Below are 16,558 nucleotides of genomic sequence, written 5' to 3'. Positions count from 1 at the left end.
GGTCTCACTCCTGGGTCGTCGTCGGTCGTTCCTGGGTGCTCGGTGTGCCGTCGGGCGCGACCGTGCGGTCGGTGCCGTCGACGGCCGTGCTGCTCGGACCGGACCAGCGGGTGGGCAGCGGGGGGTGCCCGGGCAGCACGTGGGCCACGATCTCGTCGAGGACGCGGCGGACCGCCTGCTCCCCCACCCACAGGTGCTTGGCGCCGTCGACGCCGATGACCTCGGCCTGCCGGACGCGCGCGAACCGGCGCCGTGCCTCGTCCGGCTTCAGGTAGTCGTCGTGCTCGGGGACCAGGACGACCAACGGCTTGCCGAACGCGTCCCAGGCGTCCAGGTCGGCGTCGCTCGCCCGTCGCAGCGGCGGCGAGAGCAGGATCGCGCCCTCGATCGAGGGGTCGCGACCGTGCATGAGCGCGAGCTCGGTGCCGAACGACCAGCCGACGAGCCACCGACGCGGCAGGTCGTGGTACTCGGCGTACTCGATCGCGGCGTGCACGTCGAACTGCTCGGCGACGCCCTCGTCGAAGGATCCCTGCGACGTGCCGCGAGGGCTCGAGGTGCCTCGCGTGTTGAACCGCAGGACGGCCAGGTCGGCGAGAGCGGGCAGGCGCCACGACGCCTTCCGGTACACGTGCGAGTCCATGTACCCGCCGTGGGTCGGCAACGGGTGCAGCGTCACGAGCGTCGCCGCGGGCACGTGCGGCCGGCCGTCAGGGCCGAGAGGTCGGGCGAGCTCGCCGACGAGAGTGAGCCCGTCCGCGGTGTGCAGCTCCACGTCCTCGCGGTGGGCGGGCAGCACCGTGAGGGCGCGGATCGGGGTGTCTGCCGTCGTCACGAGGGCGGTCCCGTGCGCCGGGCGCGAGTCGGGTTCGCCGGTCGGACCGGTCCGGATCTGCGGGTTCGGCTGCTGCTCGTTCATCGCCTGCGAGCCTAGTCGGGACGTGACGGACCGTCGGGGCTGTCGGTGCGGTCGGTGCGCGACGGCGGGGGGACCGAGCGTGCCGACGAGTGCGGGGCGGCGTGCTCGAGCAGCACCGCGACCCCGTCCTGGTCATTCGGCGGCAGCACGTGGTCGGCGGCCTCGAGCACCTGGGGGTGCGCGTTGGCCACGGCGAAGGCTGTCCCCGCCCACGCGAGCATCGGCAGGTCGTTGGGTGCGTCGCCCACCGCCCAGACGTCCGCCGCGTCGATGCCGTGCCGGTCCGCCCAGCGGGACAGCGCGCTCGCCTTCGTGACGCCCGGAGCCGCGATCTCGCCGAGCCCGTGAGCACCCGAGTCCTGCACGAGAGCCAGGGTCCCGACGGCACGGACGAGCGCGTCGGTCCATGCCTGCGCACCGTCCGGTGGCGGTGGCGGGTCGGTGCGCACGAGCAGCTTCAGCGTGGACGCTGTCAGCAGGTCCTCGATCCTGTCCGCGGCGGGCGCTCCGGGCTGCGCCGGGTGCTCGGTGACGAAGCCGCGCTCGTGGGCGAAGCCCTCGGTGCGCTCGACCGCGAGGTGGACGGCGCCTGCCGGTGCGACCACGGCCCGCAGGCGCGCGGCCACGGCACGCACCACGTCGGGCGTCATGCCGTGCTCCTCGACGACGGCGAGCGTCGCGACGTCGACCACCGAGGCGCCGTTGGCGCACAGCGCGGTGCCGTGCCGACCCACGTGAGGGACCAGGTCGACGAGCCATCTGTGCGGGCGGGCGGTGACGAAGACGACGGGCACGCCCGCGTCGTCGAGCGCGGCGAGGGCACGGGCCGTGCGGGGCGAGACGGAGCCGTCGGGGCGCAGGAGAGTGCCGTCGAGGTCGGTCGCCACGAGCCGGGGCGCGCGCGCCGCCCAGTCGGCGCCGTCACTCTCGCGCCGATCCCCGGGGGTGAGCGACCGCCCACCTGCGGCGGTCATGTCAGCGTCTCCGGGTCGGGCCGCGTCGACCTCGGGCCTGCCAGCAGGCGGTGTGCCAGTGCCGACGGTCGTCCAGGGCCTCGCCGAACATCCCGTCGGACCGCCAGGCCACCACGTGCGGGGTTCCGGGCGTGACCACCTGGTCGCAGCCGGGGCACCGGTACTCGCGCTCGGAACCGCGGACGGTCTGCACGACCCATTCCCCGTCGGCCGAGCTCAGCGTGCTGCGCCCGCCGGTCGCCCGCTCGACGTCGAGCGGCACGTGGTCGGCGGCGTAGGGCCGCTTCGTGGAGCGTCGGCTGCGTGGCACGGTCCCATCTTCCCCGTTCCGGCGGTGGCGCGTGCGCCGGGGCAGGCGCCGACGGCCCGCCCCGGCGTGGTGCAGGGCGGGCCGTCGGCGTGTGAGACCTCAGAGCGTCGCGGCCGCGCCCGGGGTCGGGATGGTGCGGGTGCGCAGCAGCTCGCGGTACCAGTGGCCCGAGTCCTTCACCGTGCGCTCGAGCGTGTCGTAGTCGACGCGGACGATCCCGAACCGGCGGTCGTAGCCGTAGGCCCACTCAAAGTTGTCGAGCAGCGACCAGACGAAGTAGCCGCGGACGTCGGCGCCCTTGTCGATCGCCTCGCCGACGGCGTCGATGTGGTCGTGCAGGTAGTCGACGCGGTCGGCGTCGTGCACGCGGCCGTCCTCGGACACGGTGTCGTAGAACGCGGCACCGTTCTCGGTGATGGCCAGCGGCACCGTCGGGTACCGCTCGGACAGACCGAGCAGCAGCTCGACGAGGCCGTCGGACTCGATGTTCCAGCCCATCGCCGTGTAGGGCCCGGGCAGCGGCAGCCACTCGACGTGGTCGGCACCGATCCACGGGCTCTTCTCGGACGAGCGGTGGCCGTCGGGGCCGGGTGTGCCGTCGCCGACCGGCGGGGTGCCGTGCTTGACGCGACCCGTGGCGTAGTAGTTGACGCCGAGCACGTCGATCGGGATGCGGATGAGGTCGAGGTCGCCGTCCTGCACGAACGACCAGTCGCTCAGGTGCGCGGTGTCGGCGAAGACCTGCTGCGGGTAGCGACCCTCGAGCAGCGGCTGCAGGAACACCTCGTTGGCGATGGTGTCGATGCGGCGCTTGGCCTCGACGTCCTGCGCGGAGTCGGAGTCGGCGCGCGTGACGTGCAGGTTCAGCGTGATGGACACCGGCGTGTTCTCGCCGAGGACCTCGCGGATCGCGCGGCCGGCGAGGCCGTGCGCGAGGTTGAGGTGGTGCACCGCGGCGAGCGCGCTGTGCTCGTCGGTGACGCCGGGGGCGTGCACGCCCGACCCGTAGCCGAGGAAGGCCGAGCACCACGGCTCGTTGAGCGTGGTCCACAGGTGGATCTTGTCCCCGAGGACCTCGGCGAGCTTGCGGGCGTAGTCGGCGAACAGCTCGGCCGTGCGGCGGTTGGCCCAGCCGCCCTCGTCCTCGAGCGCCTGCGGCAGGTCCCAGTGGTAGAGCGTGACGACGGGCTTGATGCCGGCGGCCAGCAGCTCGTCGACGAGCCCGACGTAGAAGTCGAGGCCGGCCTGGTTGAACTCGCCGGAGCCGGTCGGCTGGACGCGGGACCACGCGACGGAGAACCGGTAGGCCTGCAGGCCGAGGTCCTTCATGAGGGCGACGTCCTGCGGCACGCGGTGGTAGTGGTCGGCGGCGACGGCGCCGGTGTCACCGTGGAGCACCTTGCCGGGGGTCTGCGAGAACGTGTCCCAGATGGACGGGCCGCGGCCTCCTTCGGCGACGGCTCCTTCGATCTGGTACGACGCGGTCGCCGAGCCCCAGAGGAAGTCGGCGGGGAACTGGCGTCCGGACGGGCGCGAGGTCGTCATGGTGGTCCTTCGGGATCAGGCGGCTGGGGCTCGGAAGGCCCTGCGTCGCGACGTCGTCGTCGACGGACGGACCGGGGCCTCACCCGCGTCGAACGTCTGTGTCGAATCGATACGATACACGGTGTGGGATCGCTCCCGCACCCCTGTTTCGGGCGGTCCTGAGCACCCGACCCGGAACGCGGGACGACCGGGCGCCGTGGCGGGAGCACATCGCCACGGCACCCGGTCGCACGTGCGTCAGAGCGTGAGCTCGACCGCGCTCGTCCCTGCTGCGACCTGCACGCTCGCACCGCCGACGACCTCGACCGACCACGCACCCGTCGCCCCGTGCGCGACGACGGAGACGGTCCCGCCCGAACGGGACACCTCGAAGCGCGCACCCGGCGCACCGTCCGCACCCGGGACCCTGGTCGTCGACCGGTGCCCGTCGGGCAGGTCGAACAGGCGCAGCGTCACACCGTCCGCGAAGTCGTAGTCCGGACGGTCCGTGCGCGCACCGACCGGCAGCACCGTGCCCGGTCGCACGTACAGCGGCAGGGAGTCGAAGCCGTGCGTCTCGTGCACCCAGCGCGGACCGGTGACCCGCTCACCGCTGAGCAGCGAGGTCCACGTGCCCTCCGGGACGTACACGTCGACGTCGCCCTCGGCGCTGAACACGGGCGCCACCAGCAGGTCCGACCCGAGCATGTACTGCGTGTCGACCGTGGCCGCGCCGCGGTCGTCGGGGAACTCCAGCACCATCGGCCGCATGACCGGCGTGCCCAGCTCGTGCGCCTCGACACCGGCCTGCGCCAGGTAGGGCATGAGCGACATCTTCAGGTGCGTGAACCGGCGGGTGACGTCGACGGCCTCCTCGTCGAAGGCCCACGGCACCCGGTAGGAGTCCGACCCGTGCAGCCGGCTGTGCGAGGACAGCAGCCCGAACGCGAGCCAGCGCTTGAACACCACCGGGTCGGGTGTGCCCTCGAACCCGCCGATGTCGTGGCTCCAGTACCCGAAGCCCGACGCCGCCAGGGACAGCCCGCCGCGCAGCGACTCGGCCATCGAGACGAAGGTCGACTCGCAGTCGCCGCCCCAGTGCACGGGGAACTGCTGGCCGCCCGCGGTCGCCGAGCGGGCGAACAGCACCGCCTGGCCCTCGCCGCGCTCGGCCTTGAGCAGGTCGAACACGGCCTCGTTGTAGAGGTGCGTGTAGTAGTTGTGCATGCGCTCGGGGTCGGAGCCGTCGTGCCAGACGACGTCGGTGGGGATGCGCTCGCCGAAGTCGGTCTTGAAGCAGTCCACGCCCTGGTCGAGCAGGACCTTGAGCTTGCCCTGGTACCAGGCCACCGCGTCGGGGTTCGTGAAGTCGACCAGGCCCATGCCGGCCTGCCACAGGTCCCACTGCCACACCGACCCGTCGGCCCGCTTGACCAGGTAGCCCAGGTCCTTGCCCTCGGCGAACAGGTGCGAACGCTGGGCGATGTACGGGTTGATCCACACGCAGACCTTCAGGTCACGCTCGTGCAACCGGGCCAGCATCCCGACCGGGTCGGGGAACGTGGCCGGGTCCCACACGAAGTCGCACCAGTGGAACTGCCGCATCCAGAAGCAGTCGAAGTGGAACACCGACAACGGCAGGTCCCGCTCGGCCATGCCGTCGATGAAGCCGGTGACCGTCTTCTCGTCGTAGGAGGTGGTGAACGACGTCGACAGCCACAACCCGTACGACCAGTCGGGCACGCTCGCCGGACGCCCCGTCAGGGCGGTGAACCGGCGCAGCACGTCCTTGGGCGCCGGCCCGGCGATGACGTAGTAGCGAAGCCGCTGACCCGCCACGGAGAACTGCGTGCGGGAGACGACCTCCGAGCCGATCTCGAACGAGACCTGCCCGGGGTGGTCGACGAAGACCCCGTAGCCGGCGTCCGTCAGGTAGAACGGCACGTTCTTGTACGCCTGGTCCGAGGACGTCCCTCCGTCCGCGTTCCACACGTCGACGCTCTGGCCGTTCTTGACGAAGGCGGTGAACCGCTCGCCGAGGCCGTAAACGTGATCGCCCACGCCGAGCGCGAGCTGCTCGCGCACGAACCGGCGACCCTGCCCGTCCGTCACCAGGCCGACGCCGCGCGAGCTCGCGGAGGTGACGACCTTGCCGTCCACCTCGAAGTCGAGAGCCCACTCCCCCGTCGTCGACACCCGCGCGGTCAGCGGGCCCGAGCGCAGCGCCGCACGCGGGTCGTCGAACGTCGCGCCGGTCACCTCGACCGGATCGGTCGACCCGGCGATCGCGAACACGGGGCGTGGGTCGACGCCGCCCTGGTGGTGCTCGACAGTCACACCGATCACGCCGTCCATGGGCGAGTCGATCGTCACGGTCACGAGCGGCCGGTTCAGGGTGTCGCCGCGGGTGTCCAGCCGCCCGGTCGCGGCGTAGGCCGTCAGGCTGCGCTCGCCTGCCACGACCTCGTCGACCGCACGCGGTCGGTGGATCGTGACGCCGGGCAGGGTCTGCCAGTAGCCGTCGGTGAACTTCATGGGTGGATCACTGCTCTCTCGTCGTGCCGGCGGGGCGCTCCGTGGCCCGCCCCGCCGCGGCAGGTGGCTACGTGACGGCTACTTGACGGCTCCGGCGGTGACGCCGCGCGTGAGCGTGCGCTGGAAGAGGAGGAAGAAGATGATCGCCGGGATCATCGAGACCAGCGCGCCGGCGTTCGTCGTCGGCGCGTCCATCATCCGGTCGCCCTGCAGGGACGCGAGCGCGACGGGGATCGTCTGCGTCGCGTTCGTGGTCAGCATGACCAGCGGGATGAAGAACTCGTTCCAGGTCCAGATGAAGAAGAAGATCACCAGGACCGACAGGGTCGGGCGCACCACCGGGAACACGACGCCCCACAGGGTCCGCCACCTGCCGGCACCGTCCAGGGCTGCCGCCTCGAGCAGCGCCTTGGGGAACGTGCCGAGCACCGAGGCGAGCAAGTACGTGCCGAACGCCGACTGGATCACCGTGAAGATGATGATCACGGACCACTGGTTGTTGTTCAGGCCGACCTTGTTGGCCATCTGGAACAGCGGGTAGACCAGCACCTCCTGCGGGAGCATGTTCGCCAGCAGGAAGAGCGTGACCAGCCACATCCGGCCCTTGACCCGGCCGACGCCGATCGCGTAGGCGCTGAAGAGCGAGAGCAGGGTGCCGAAGACGGCGACGGTCGCCGAGATCCAGATCGAGTTCATCAGCTTCTCGGGGAAGTTGACCCGGTCCCAGAACGCGGTGAGGCCGTCGGTGTAGAACGTGCTCGGCCAGCTCAGCGGGCCGTTCTGCGAGTAGTCCTGCGGGGACTTGAAGGCGTTGAGCACCATGATGACGAACGGCACCATCATGAGCACCGCGACGACGATCGCGGCGGCCAGGACGAACCAGCGGGCCTTCCCGCGGTGGTGCCGCTGGTCGGTGTCGGTGGCGCGCGCGGGCGCGGGCTTCGTGACCCGCACGGTCTCGGTCTGGGCGGCCATCAGTGGCCCTCCTCCTCGCGGCGGGCGCTGCGAGCCTGCAGCACCATGATGGCGACGGCGACCAGGATGATCAGCAGCGTCAGGACGTTGGCGATCGCGGCGCCGTACCCGACCTTCGACTTGTCGAAGAAGTTGAGGTACGAGTAGTAGCTGGGCACGAGGGTCGAGCTCTCGGGGCCGCCACGGGTCAGCACGTAGATCGGCCCGAACACCTTGAGCGCCGCGACGGTGCAGGTGAGGGTGATGACGAACGTCTCGGGCTTGATCTGCGGGATCGTGATCGCGCGGAACCGGTGCACCCAGCCGGCGCCGTCGAGCTCGGCGGCCTCGTACAGCTCGGGGTCGACGCGCTGGAGCGCGGACATGAAGATCACGACCGGGTAGCCGATCTGGATCCAGATGAGCACGAGCATGACGGTCGGCAGCGCCGTGGTGGTGTCACCGAGCCAGTTCGGCGGGTTCTCGACGCCGAGCGAGCGCAGCACCTCGTTGATCGCGCCGGTCTGGGCGTTGAGGATCCAGTTCCACAGCACACCGGCGACGGCGACGGGCAGGATCTGCGGCAGGTAGTACGTGGCGCGCAGGACGGAGGCGGTGCGCGGCCCGAACCGCTTGCCGAGCACGTCGAACAGGACGGCGGCGAGGATCAGACCGAGCAGCGTGGGCACGACGACCATCGCGACGATCATCCAGATGGAGTTCTGGAACGAGGTGAGGAACTTCTCGTCGTGCAGGAGGTCGGCGTAGTTGCCGAACCCGTACCAGCGCATCGGGGCGTTGCCGCCCTTCCACTTGTGCAGGCTGTAGTAGACGTTCATCCCGAACGGGATCAGGATGACGACGGTGAACGCGACCAGACCCGGCAGCAGGTAGGGCAGGTAGCCGAGCCACTGCCGCGACCTGCGACCGCGGGGCGTACGCCGCTCGGCGACGGTGGTGGACATGCAGCTTCTCCTCGTGGTGGTGGGAGTGCGCCCGGCGGGCGGGGCGGAGGGGCCTCGCCCGCCGGGCGCTCGAGGTCAGCCCTCGGTCAGGTCGGTCTTGCCCTCGAAGTAGGCGGTCGACAGGCCGTCGAGCACCTCGGTCGGGGACTTCGACTGGTTGATGAGCGACTGCAGCTCGCTGACGATCACGTCGTAGAAGCCGGGCACCGGCCAGTCGGGGTAGTACGCCAGGCCGTCGTCGCCGAGGATGTTCTCGAAGTTCTCCGTCAGCTCACGCGTCTTCTCGTCGGTGATCGTCGAGGAGTCGCCGGCCACCGGCAGACCGCCGGCCTGACCGAGCACCTCCTGGACCTCGGGCCGCAGCGTGATGTCGATGAAGTCGTACGCGAGGTCCTTGGCCTTGGCGTTCTCCGGGACGACCCAGAGGTTGCCCGAGGAGCCGGGGTGCAGGTCGTTGCCCGGGAAGAGGAACTGGCCCCAGGTGAACGGGACCTCCTCGACGAGGCGGCCGAACCACCACGAGCCGGAGACCATCATCGGGTAGGTGCCGCCGATGAAGGAGACACCCATGTCCTCGGCCGTGAGCGCGGCGGAGTCGGAGGCGATGTAGCCCGCCTTGATCCACTCGTCGAGCTTGTTGGTGGCCTGGGTGAACGCGTCGCCCTGGAAGTCGACGTCGTTGGCGAACAGCTGGTAGTCGTCGACCAGCTGGCGGTCGCCGTAGTGCAGGACGAGCTCGTACCACAGCTGACCCATCGGGTACTCGGCGCCCGCGGTGGCCAGCGGCGTGATGCCGGCGTCCTTGAACGCCTTGAGCGAGGCCTCGAACTCCTCGAACGTCGTCGGGACCGCGATCCCGAGCTGGTCGAAGGCGTCCTGGTTGTAGTAGACGCCGACGAACTCGCCGTAGTTCGGCACGCCGTACCAGTCGCCCGAGCCCATGAGGCCCTGCTCGTCGTACTTCGCGGTCGTCTGGATCGAGGCGGGGAGGGTCGTGTCCCAACCGCGCTCGGTGGCGACGTCCGTCAGGGAGGTGATCAGGCCCTGCGAGGCCAGCTGACCGGCGGTCGCGTTGCCCTTGTTGTACTCCATGATGTCCGGGACGTCGTCGCCGGTCAGGAAGATCTTCGCGTTCTTCTGGATCTGCTCGAACGTCTGGTCCTCGGTGACCACCTTGACGTCCGGGTGCTCCGTCTCGAAGATCTCGATCGCCTTGGCCCAGGCCTGGCCCATCGCGGAGTCGTCGTTCTCGTAGTCCCAGATGGTGAAGGTGGTCGCGCCCGACGTCGCCTGGTCGTCACCTCCACCGCTGTCGCCACCGCACGCCGCCAGGGCGAGCGGCAGCGCGAGCACGGCGACTCCTGCCAGGAGCCTCTTGCTGCGCTGATGTGCCATTACACGTCCTCCTCGTTGAGATTTCTGCTGTGCTGGCCGGCAGGACGACGGTCGTCGCCTGCTGTCGGGTGGTCGTGGGTCGGCCGGTCGGCCGGGGCCGCCGCGGTGCTCGCGCCGTCGACCAGACGGCACGGCACGAGCACGGGGGCGGGGACCTCGCCGTCGTCGAGCAGCGTCAGGAGCGCCTCGACGCCTGCGCGTCCGAGCGTCGCGCCGGGCGCGTGCAGCGTGGTCAGCGGCGGGACGGTGAGCTGGGCGACGGCCGGGGAGGAGACGACGGAGAGCACCGAGACGTCCTGCGGCACGCGCAGGCCTCGTTCGGACAGCTCGGCGACGACGCCGAACGCGGCGTCCTCGTTCATCACGACGAGGGCGGTCGAGCGCGCGGGCCCGGCGACGAGCGTGCGGGTCGCCGACCGCCCACCCTCGACGGACTCCTCGGCGAGCACGACGTGCGCGTCGATCCCGCGCGACCCGACGGCACGCCGGTAGGCCTGCGCCGCCCGTACGGTCGGGCCGTGCCCGGCCTCGTGCCGCGCGGCGGCGTGGTCGATGAAGCCGATGCGGCGGTGCCCGAGGGCGACGAGGTGCTCGACCGCCTCCTCGAGCGTCGCGTCGAAGTCGATGTCGACGACGGGGAGGTCGCTCTCGCCGTCCGACCGGCCGACGAGGGCCACCGGCACACCGGCCTCACGCAGCGCGCGGACCCGCGCGTCGTGCAGGTGGACCTCCATGACGAGCACGCCCTCGGCGAGCCCTTCGCGCGCCACGGCGGTGACGCTCTGGCCGTCGTCGACCGCGCAGGGCCACAGGACGAGGTGCCGGCCGTGGTCGCGGGCCGCGTCGACGGCTCCCTGGACGAACTCGGTGACCGTGCGGCTCAGACCCGCCTCGCCGACCGGGTAGGTCAGGGCCAGGATGCCGCTGCGCCGGCTCGCCAGGCCGCGGGCCAGGGCGTTGCGGCTGTACCCGAGCTCGGCGGAGGCGTCCTCGACACGACGCCGGGTCTCCACCGCGACGGGCCGCGAGCCGTTGAGGGTGGCGGAGACCGTGGACAGGGCGACGCCTGCGCGGTCTGCCACGTCCTGCATGGTCACCATCGCTGCCCTCTCCTTTGACGGCCGGACCCCCTCGTTGGGGTCGAAGCGCTTCGAGCAGGATTACTCTAACCGCCGAATTAATCCGTGTACAACCCGCGAGGTATCGAAACCGTAACGATGGTCATCGAAGCGATTCGATGCGGCCGGAGCCGATTCCTGGGATGAATCGGCCACGAACGGGCCTGGATCCGGCCCGGTCGCGCCTCGGATCGGCCCCAGGCAACCGTGAGAATCGAAGCGCTTCACCGCGAGATCGCCCCAGTTCGACGCGACGAACCACTACCCTCGACGCATGGCGACCATCGGTGACGTAGCACGTGAGGCCGGGGTCTCGGTCTCCACCGTGAGCTACGTGCTCTCCGGGAAGCGCTCGATCTCCGGCCCCACCCGCGAACGCGTCGAACGCGCCGTCGCCGCCCTCGGCTACCACCCTCACGCCGGTGCACGCGCCCTGGCCTCGAGCCGCAGCAACGTGCTCGCCCTCATGGTGCCGTTCCGGCCCGGGATCAACGTCCAGATCATCATGCAGTTCGTCGGCGGCGTCGTGACCACCGCCCGGCAGCACGACCACGACGTGCTCGTGCTCACCCAGGACGACCCCAACGGGATCCCCCGCGTCGCCGCCAGCTCGACCGCCGACGCGCTCATCGTCATGGACATCGAGTCCGACGACGCCCGACTGCCGGGCCTGCGCGCCCTCGACCTGCCCGCGATCCTCATCGGGGTGCCCGACGACACCACCGGGCTCAGCTGCGTCGACCTCGACTTCGCAGCGGCCGGACGGCTGGCCGTGCGCGAGCTCGCCCGCCAGGGCCACACGCACCTCGCCCTCATCGGCGCCTCGCAGGAACGCCTCGACCACCGGGCCAACTACGCGGTGCGCATGCGCAGCGGCGTGCGCGAGCAGGCCGAGGTCTCCGGCGTGCAGGTCGTGGTCGTGCCGAGCGAGCCCACGTTCGCCGGCGGCGCCCACGCGGTCGGCGAGCTGCTGCGCGAGCACCCCGAGACCACGGGACTCGTCGTGCACAACGAGGCCGCGCTCGGCGGGATCCTGGCCCGCGTGCAGAACGAGGGCCTGCGCGTGCCCCAGGACCTGTCGGTCGTCGCCGTGAGCCCCTCCGACATCGCCGCAGCCCTGCCCGTCCCGGTCTCGACGATCGAGGTCCCGGGGCATCGGATCGGGCGCATCGCCGTCGAGATGGCCATGGCCCGTCTGTCCGGGGACGACCTGGCCGAGACGCGGCTCGTCGCACCGACGTTCACCGACCGGGGCAGCGTGGCACGCGTCCCGGGGCTCGACCAGCAGGGCTCCGCGGATCGGGGCGGCGAAGCGTCAGACGTCGTTCAGCCGACCAGGACCTGACCCGCCCGCAGCACCGTCAGCACCCGCAGCTCACCGTCCGTCACGACCACGTCGGCCCTCCGACCGGCCTCGAGCGCCCCCAGGTCCGCCCGTCCGAGCACCTGCGCGGGTGTGCCCGAGGCCGCGCGCACCGCCTCGACCAGGGGGACACCCGCCCCGACCACCGCGCGCACGACATCCATCAGGTGCGCCACTCCCCCGGCGATCGCGCCGACCTCGGGCTCATCGCCCGGCTCCTCGATCAGGATGCGGGCCACGCCGTCCGCCACCCGCACCGCCATCGGACCCAGGCGGTAGTCGCCCTCGGGCATGCCTGCCGCCGCCATCGCGTCGGTGACCAGGGCGATCGCGTCCGCACCGACGAGGTCGAAGACCGAACGCACGGTGCCGTCGGCCAGGTGCGTGCCGTCCGCCACGAGCTCGACGACCAGCTCGCCGCGCGCGGCGGCCGCCAGGCACGAGGCGATCGGACCAGGATCGCGGTGATGCCACGGGCGCATCCCGTTGAACAGGTGCGTGGCGGTCGGCCGCGGACCCCGCGTACGCGGGTCACCGGCCAGCAGGGCGACAGCTCGGGCCACGGCGGCGTCGACCTGCTCGGCCGAGGCGTCCGTGTGGCCGATCGACGGGAGCGCCCCGCCCGCGACCAGCGCGGCCACCGCGTCGTCGGGCGCCGTCGAGCCGGGCGCCGAGCCTCCGTCGGCCACGCCCGGCACCTCGGGTGCGAGCGTCATCGTCGCAAGGTGCCCTCGCGCCACCTGCGCGACCTGCGACACCAGCCGCGCCGAGCCGACCTGCATGTCGGCCGGGTTCTGCGCGCCGCACCGCTGCGCCGAGAGGAACGGGCCCTCGAGGTGGATGCCGGCCAGCTCTCCCGCGTCCGCCAGCTCGGCGAGCACCGCCGTGCGGGCCAGCAGCACCTCGGCGGGCGCCGTGACGAGCGAGGCGACCAGGCTCGTCGTGCCGTGCGCGAGGTGCTCGCGGGCCCCGATCCGCGCCTGAGCGACGTCGAGCGCGTCAGGGAAGCTCGCCCCGCCTCCGCCGTGGCAGTGGACGTCGACCAGGCCCGGGAGCAGCAGGGAGCCCGACGCGTCCGGTGCCGGCACGAGGGCGCTCCACGTCGCAGGGACGTCACCGGCGGGGCCCACCCATGCGATCGCGGCACCCTCGACGACCACGACCCCGTCGTCGAGCACCTCGTGCGGCAGGACCACCCGGCCGCGGAGTGCGAGACCGACGGGCTCGGCAGGCTCGGCGTGGACCGGGGACGTGGAAGGCGAGGTCACGAGGCCATCCTTGCGCATCCGGTCACCAGGTCACAGGGACCTGGAGCCGTGCCGCCGCACCGGCGTTCGCCCACGACCCGGCTCACGACCGGCGCGTCAGAACAACCGCGAGTCGACGTCGTCGACCCCGCGCATCGCGTCGTAGTCCAGCACCAGGCAGCCGATCCCGCGGTCCGTGGCGAGCACCCGAGCCTGCGGCTTGATCTCCTGCGCCGCGAACACACCACGGACCGGGGCCAGCAGCGGGTCGCGGTTGAGCAGCTCCAGGTACCTGGTCAGCTGCTCCACCCCGTCGATGTCGCCGCGACGCTTGATCTCCACCGCGACGGTCCCACCCGCCGGGTCCTTCGCCAGGATGTCCACCGGGCCGATCGCCGTGGGGTACTCGCGGCGCACCAGGCTGTGGCCGCCGCCCAGCAGGCCGATCTGGGCCGCGAGCAGCTCCTGCAGGTGCGCCTCGACACCGTCCTTCACGAGCCCGGGGTCCTGACCCAGCTCGTGCTCCGAGTCGTGCAGCACCTCGAAGAGCTCGATCTCGAGCCGGTCGTCGGACTTGGCGTGCTGCACCGTCCAGGTCTGCGTCACCCCGGCCGTCAGCTGCTCGTCGTCCGGCTCGCCGACGGCCAGCGCGCAGGGCGGGCTCATCCAGTTCAGCGGCTTGTACGACCCGCCGTCGGAGTGCAGCAGCACCGAGCCGTCGGACTTGACCACCAGCAGGCGGGTCGCGCGCGGCAGGTGCGCGTTGAGCCGGCCGCTGTAGCGGGCAGCGCAGGACGCCACGACGAGACGCATGGGACAGGCTCCTCCGGCAGACGGTCGGCGCGGGGCGCCGAAGGGTCAGGCGGTCACGATGGCCCGGCATGAGCCGGGCGGACGGGCAAGGTCAGATGATCGACTCGGCGCGGGACGGCGTCGCCTCGAGCCACGAGGTCAGCCCGGCGTACGCGTCGGCCGCCATCAGCAGGTGGAACTGGGACGAGTCCGTCGAGCACGTGACCTCGAGCACCGGGACGGACGTGCCGGCACGCTCCACGTCCGCCACGGACTCGCTGCGGTGCCGCTCCACCACGGACAGCTCCCGCCGCGCCCAGCGACGTGCAGGCCGCGGGGACAGCGAGTGGCGCCGCCACCAGTAGAGCTCGCCCGCACCGTACTGCGCGACGCCCCAGGACCACGGTCCGCCGGTCGTCCGCTGGATCGCGCAGCGGAACGAGCCGACCCGGCGGTCGAGCGTGTGCGTCCGGGAGATCCACAGCCCGACGACCGCGAGCACGGCGAGCACCACACCGAGCACCAGCACGACCGTCAGCCCGCGCACCGGACGGCAGACCTCAGCGCGTCCGGTGCGAGGCGGCGGTCGCCTCGTCCACGACGACCGTCACCTGGTCGGAGTCGACCGACAGGAACCCGCCGTCCACCTGCCAGCGCAGCGGCTCCCCGCCGTCCGTCGGCTGCACGCGCACCTCACCGGCGCGCAGCACCGACAGGATCGGGGTGTGCCCGATCAGGATGCCGATCTCACCGTCGGCCGCGGGCGCCGAGACACGGCGGGCCGAGCCCGACCAGACCTTGCCGCCGGCGGCGACGAGGTCGACCTCGAGATGTGCCACGGGAATCCTCCTGGACGTTCGCGCCGGCCCGGCAGGAGCCGGGACGGATCAGGGACGGGTGGGCCGACGGCTCAGACGCCGTAGTCCTTCTGGATCCGCGCCCAGTTCCGCTCGAGGTCCTCGAGGCCGCCGATGTTGAAGAACGCCTGCTCGGCCATGTGGTCGAACTCGCCGTCCGCGATCTTCTTGAAGGCCTCGACGGTCTCGGCCACCGGCACCGTGGAGCCGGAGACGCCGGTGAACTTCTCGGCCATGTAGGTGTTCTGCGAGAGGAACTGCTGGATGCGACGCGCCCGCGCGACGACCGTCTTGTCCTCCTCGCTGAGCTCGTCGACACCGAGGATCGCGATGATGTCCTGCAGCTCCTTGTTGCGCTGCAGGATCGACTTCACGCGGGTCGCGACGTCGTAGTGCTCCTGGCCCACGTAACGCGGGTCGAGGATGCGGGACGTCGAGGCCAGCGGGTCCACGGCCGGGTACAGACCACGGCTCGCGATCTCGCGGGAGAGCTCCGTCGTGGCGTCCAGGTGCGCGAAGGTCGTCGCCGGGGCCGGGTCGGTGTAGTCGTCGGCGGGCACGTAGATGGCCTGCAGCGACGTGATCGAGTGACCACGGGTCGAGGTGATGCGCTCCTGCAGGAGGCCCATCTCGTCCGCGAGGTTCGGCTGGTAGCCCACCGCGGACGGCATGCGGCCGAGCAGCGTGGAGACCTCGGAACCGGCCTGCGTGAACCGGAAGATGTTGTCGATGAACAGCAGCACGTCCTGCTTCTGCACGTCGCGGAAGTACTCCGCCATCGTCAGGGCCGACAGGGCGACGCGCAGACGCGTGCCCGGCGGCTCGTCCATCTGGCCGAAGACGAGGGCCGTCTTGTCGAAGACGCCCGCCTCCTCCATCTCGACGATGAGGTCGTTGCCCTCACGGGTGCGCTCACCGACACCGGCGAACACCGACACGCCGCCGTGGTCCTGCGCGACGCGCTGGATCATCTCCTGGATGAGCACCGTCTTGCCGACGCCCGCACCGCCGAACAGGCCGATCTTGCCGCCCAGGACGTACGGGGTGAGCAGGTCGATGACCTTGATGCCGGTCTCGAACATCTGCGTCTTCGACTCGAGCTGGTCGAAGGCCGGCGGCTTGCGGTGGATCGGCCAGCGCTCGGTGACCTCGAACTTCTCGCCGGGCTGCAGGTTGAGCACCTCGCCGGTCACGTTGAACACGTGGCCCTTGGTCACGTCGCCGACCGGCACCGAGATCGGTGCCCCCGTGTCGGTGACCTGCGCGCCCCGGACCAGGCCGTCGGTCGGCTTGAGCGCGATGGCTCGCACGAGCGAGTCGCCCAGGTGCTGGGCGACCTCGAGCGTCATCGTGAACGAGTTCTCGCCCTCGCCCTGACCGGACAGGTCGATGTCGACGTGGAGGGCGTTGTAGAGCTCGGGGATCTGGTCCGCCGGGAACTCGATGTCCACGATCGGACCGATGACCCGGGCGACCCGACCCACGCCGGGCGAGCCGGCGGTGCTGGCCGTCGCGTCGACGGTGGTGGCGGTCATGTGTGGCCTCGCTTCACTCGTCCGGAGCGGCGCCCCGGCGTGGTCGGTGTCGTGCTGAGCTGCGTACTGA

15 protein-coding genes are annotated in these 16,558 nt (G+C 71.4%); 1 reads left to right on the top strand and 14 read right to left on the bottom strand.

Annotation, left to right across the window (positions count from 1 at the left end; translation table 11 throughout):
* Positions 1-4 precede the first annotated feature (4 nt).
* The 9 genes from BKA22_RS13375 to BKA22_RS13335 all read right to left on the bottom strand — a co-directional run bounded on the left by BKA22_RS13375 (position 5) and on the right by BKA22_RS13335 (position 10,676).
* Entirely contained in the window at positions 5-919 is a 915-nt protein-coding gene (locus tag BKA22_RS13375) for an alpha/beta hydrolase (RefSeq protein WP_223203650.1), read from the bottom strand.
* A gap of 11 nt (positions 920-930) precedes the next feature.
* On the bottom strand, positions 931-1,893 hold the full coding sequence (locus BKA22_RS13370) for an HAD family hydrolase (protein WP_146953729.1): 963 nt from the start codon (positions 1,891-1,893) through the stop codon (positions 931-933).
* A 1-nt stretch (position 1,894) separates the two neighbouring features.
* A complete protein-coding gene (locus BKA22_RS13365) occupies positions 1,895-2,203 on the bottom strand; it encodes an Rv1322 family protein (protein ID WP_146953730.1) in 309 nt (102 codons plus the stop codon).
* Positions 2,204-2,302: 99 nt separating this feature from the next.
* Positions 2,303-3,748, bottom strand: coding sequence for a GH1 family beta-glucosidase (locus BKA22_RS13360; protein WP_146953731.1), 1,446 nt, complete (start codon positions 3,746-3,748; stop codon positions 2,303-2,305).
* A 237-nt stretch (positions 3,749-3,985) separates the two neighbouring features.
* Positions 3,986-6,262 carry an alpha-xylosidase gene (gene yicI, locus BKA22_RS13355; protein ID WP_179561781.1) on the bottom strand — a complete coding sequence of 759 codons (2,277 nt, stop codon included), beginning with the start codon at positions 6,260-6,262 and terminating at the stop codon, positions 3,986-3,988.
* Positions 6,263-6,340: 78 nt separating this feature from the next.
* Positions 6,341-7,237, bottom strand: a complete 897-nt coding sequence (locus tag BKA22_RS13350) for a carbohydrate ABC transporter permease (RefSeq protein WP_146953733.1) — start codon at positions 7,235-7,237, stop codon at positions 6,341-6,343.
* Positions 7,237-8,181: a carbohydrate ABC transporter permease gene (locus tag BKA22_RS13345; RefSeq protein WP_146953734.1), complete on the bottom strand. Its 945-nt coding sequence runs from the start codon at positions 8,179-8,181 to the stop codon at positions 7,237-7,239. The genes BKA22_RS13350 and BKA22_RS13345 overlap by 1 nt, the downstream gene beginning before the upstream one ends.
* Before the next feature lie 75 nt (positions 8,182-8,256).
* Positions 8,257-9,576 carry an ABC transporter substrate-binding protein gene (locus tag BKA22_RS13340; RefSeq protein WP_146953735.1) on the bottom strand — a complete coding sequence of 440 codons (1,320 nt, stop codon included), beginning with the start codon at positions 9,574-9,576 and terminating at the stop codon, positions 8,257-8,259.
* On the bottom strand, positions 9,576-10,676 hold the full coding sequence (locus BKA22_RS13335) for a LacI family DNA-binding transcriptional regulator (RefSeq protein ID WP_146953736.1): 1,101 nt from the start codon (positions 10,674-10,676) through the stop codon (positions 9,576-9,578). Before BKA22_RS13335 ends, BKA22_RS13340 begins: the two co-directional genes overlap by 1 nt.
* 292 nt (positions 10,677-10,968) lie before the next feature.
* On the opposite strand from BKA22_RS13335, the gene BKA22_RS13330 reads away from it, so the two are divergent.
* Positions 10,969-12,039: a LacI family DNA-binding transcriptional regulator gene (locus BKA22_RS13330; protein WP_146953737.1), complete on the top strand. Its 1,071-nt coding sequence runs from the start codon at positions 10,969-10,971 to the stop codon at positions 12,037-12,039.
* Here BKA22_RS13330 and BKA22_RS13325 read toward each other — a convergent pair.
* The 5 genes from BKA22_RS13325 to atpD all read right to left on the bottom strand — a co-directional run bounded on the left by BKA22_RS13325 (position 12,021) and on the right by atpD (position 16,488).
* Positions 12,021-13,325, bottom strand: a complete 1,305-nt coding sequence (locus BKA22_RS13325) for an N-acetylglucosamine-6-phosphate deacetylase (RefSeq protein WP_223203651.1) — start codon at positions 13,323-13,325, stop codon at positions 12,021-12,023. The two genes, BKA22_RS13330 and BKA22_RS13325, sit on opposite strands and share 19 nt — an antisense overlap.
* Positions 13,326-13,421: 96 nt before the next feature.
* Positions 13,422-14,117, bottom strand: a complete 696-nt coding sequence (nucS, locus tag BKA22_RS13320) for an endonuclease NucS (RefSeq protein ID WP_146953739.1) — start codon at positions 14,115-14,117, stop codon at positions 13,422-13,424.
* Between the two features lie 91 nt (positions 14,118-14,208).
* The gene (locus tag BKA22_RS13315; RefSeq protein ID WP_146953740.1) at positions 14,209-14,643 is read right to left on the bottom strand and encodes a DUF2550 family protein; all 435 of its coding nucleotides are present in this window, start codon (positions 14,641-14,643) and stop codon (positions 14,209-14,211) included.
* A 13-nt stretch (positions 14,644-14,656) separates the two neighbouring features.
* Positions 14,657-14,935 carry a F0F1 ATP synthase subunit epsilon gene (locus BKA22_RS13310; protein ID WP_146953741.1) on the bottom strand — a complete coding sequence of 93 codons (279 nt, stop codon included), beginning with the start codon at positions 14,933-14,935 and terminating at the stop codon, positions 14,657-14,659.
* Between the two features lie 71 nt (positions 14,936-15,006).
* Entirely contained in the window at positions 15,007-16,488 is a 1,482-nt protein-coding gene (gene atpD / locus BKA22_RS13305) for a F0F1 ATP synthase subunit beta (protein WP_146953742.1), read from the bottom strand.
* Positions 16,489-16,558: the final 70 nt, after the last annotated feature.

It is taken from the genome of Cellulomonas soli, assembly GCF_013409305.1.
GTDB lineage: Bacteria > Actinomycetota > Actinomycetes > Actinomycetales > Cellulomonadaceae > Cellulomonas > Cellulomonas soli.
The sequence above is the reverse complement of the archived record's forward strand: the minus strand, read 5'-3'. Positions and strand labels throughout refer to the sequence as shown.

Excerpts from the sequence above, each read along its gene's own strand:
- BKA22_RS13375 (WP_223203650.1), bottom strand. The coding sequence starts at position 919 with ATGAACGAGCAGCAGCCGAACCCGCAGATCCGGACCGGTCCGACCGGC.
- BKA22_RS13370 (WP_146953729.1), bottom strand. The coding sequence starts at position 1,893 with ATGACCGCCGCAGGTGGGCGGTCGCTCACCCCCGGGGATCGGCGCGAG.
- BKA22_RS13360 (WP_146953731.1), bottom strand. The coding sequence starts at position 3,748 with ATGACGACCTCGCGCCCGTCCGGACGCCAGTTCCCCGCCGACTTCCTC.
- yicI (WP_179561781.1), bottom strand. The coding sequence starts at position 6,262 with ATGAAGTTCACCGACGGCTACTGGCAGACCCTGCCCGGCGTCACGATC.
- BKA22_RS13350 (WP_146953733.1), bottom strand. The coding sequence starts at position 7,237 with ATGGCCGCCCAGACCGAGACCGTGCGGGTCACGAAGCCCGCGCCCGCG.
- BKA22_RS13345 (WP_146953734.1), bottom strand. The coding sequence starts at position 8,181 with ATGTCCACCACCGTCGCCGAGCGGCGTACGCCCCGCGGTCGCAGGTCG.
- BKA22_RS13340 (WP_146953735.1), bottom strand. The coding sequence starts at position 9,576 with ATGGCACATCAGCGCAGCAAGAGGCTCCTGGCAGGAGTCGCCGTGCTC.
- BKA22_RS13335 (WP_146953736.1), bottom strand. The coding sequence starts at position 10,676 with ATGGTGACCATGCAGGACGTGGCAGACCGCGCAGGCGTCGCCCTGTCC.
- BKA22_RS13330 (WP_146953737.1), top strand. The coding sequence starts at position 10,969 with ATGGCGACCATCGGTGACGTAGCACGTGAGGCCGGGGTCTCGGTCTCC.
- nucS (WP_146953739.1), bottom strand. The coding sequence starts at position 14,117 with ATGCGTCTCGTCGTGGCGTCCTGCGCTGCCCGCTACAGCGGCCGGCTC.
- atpD (WP_146953742.1), bottom strand. The coding sequence starts at position 16,488 with ATGACCGCCACCACCGTCGACGCGACGGCCAGCACCGCCGGCTCGCCC.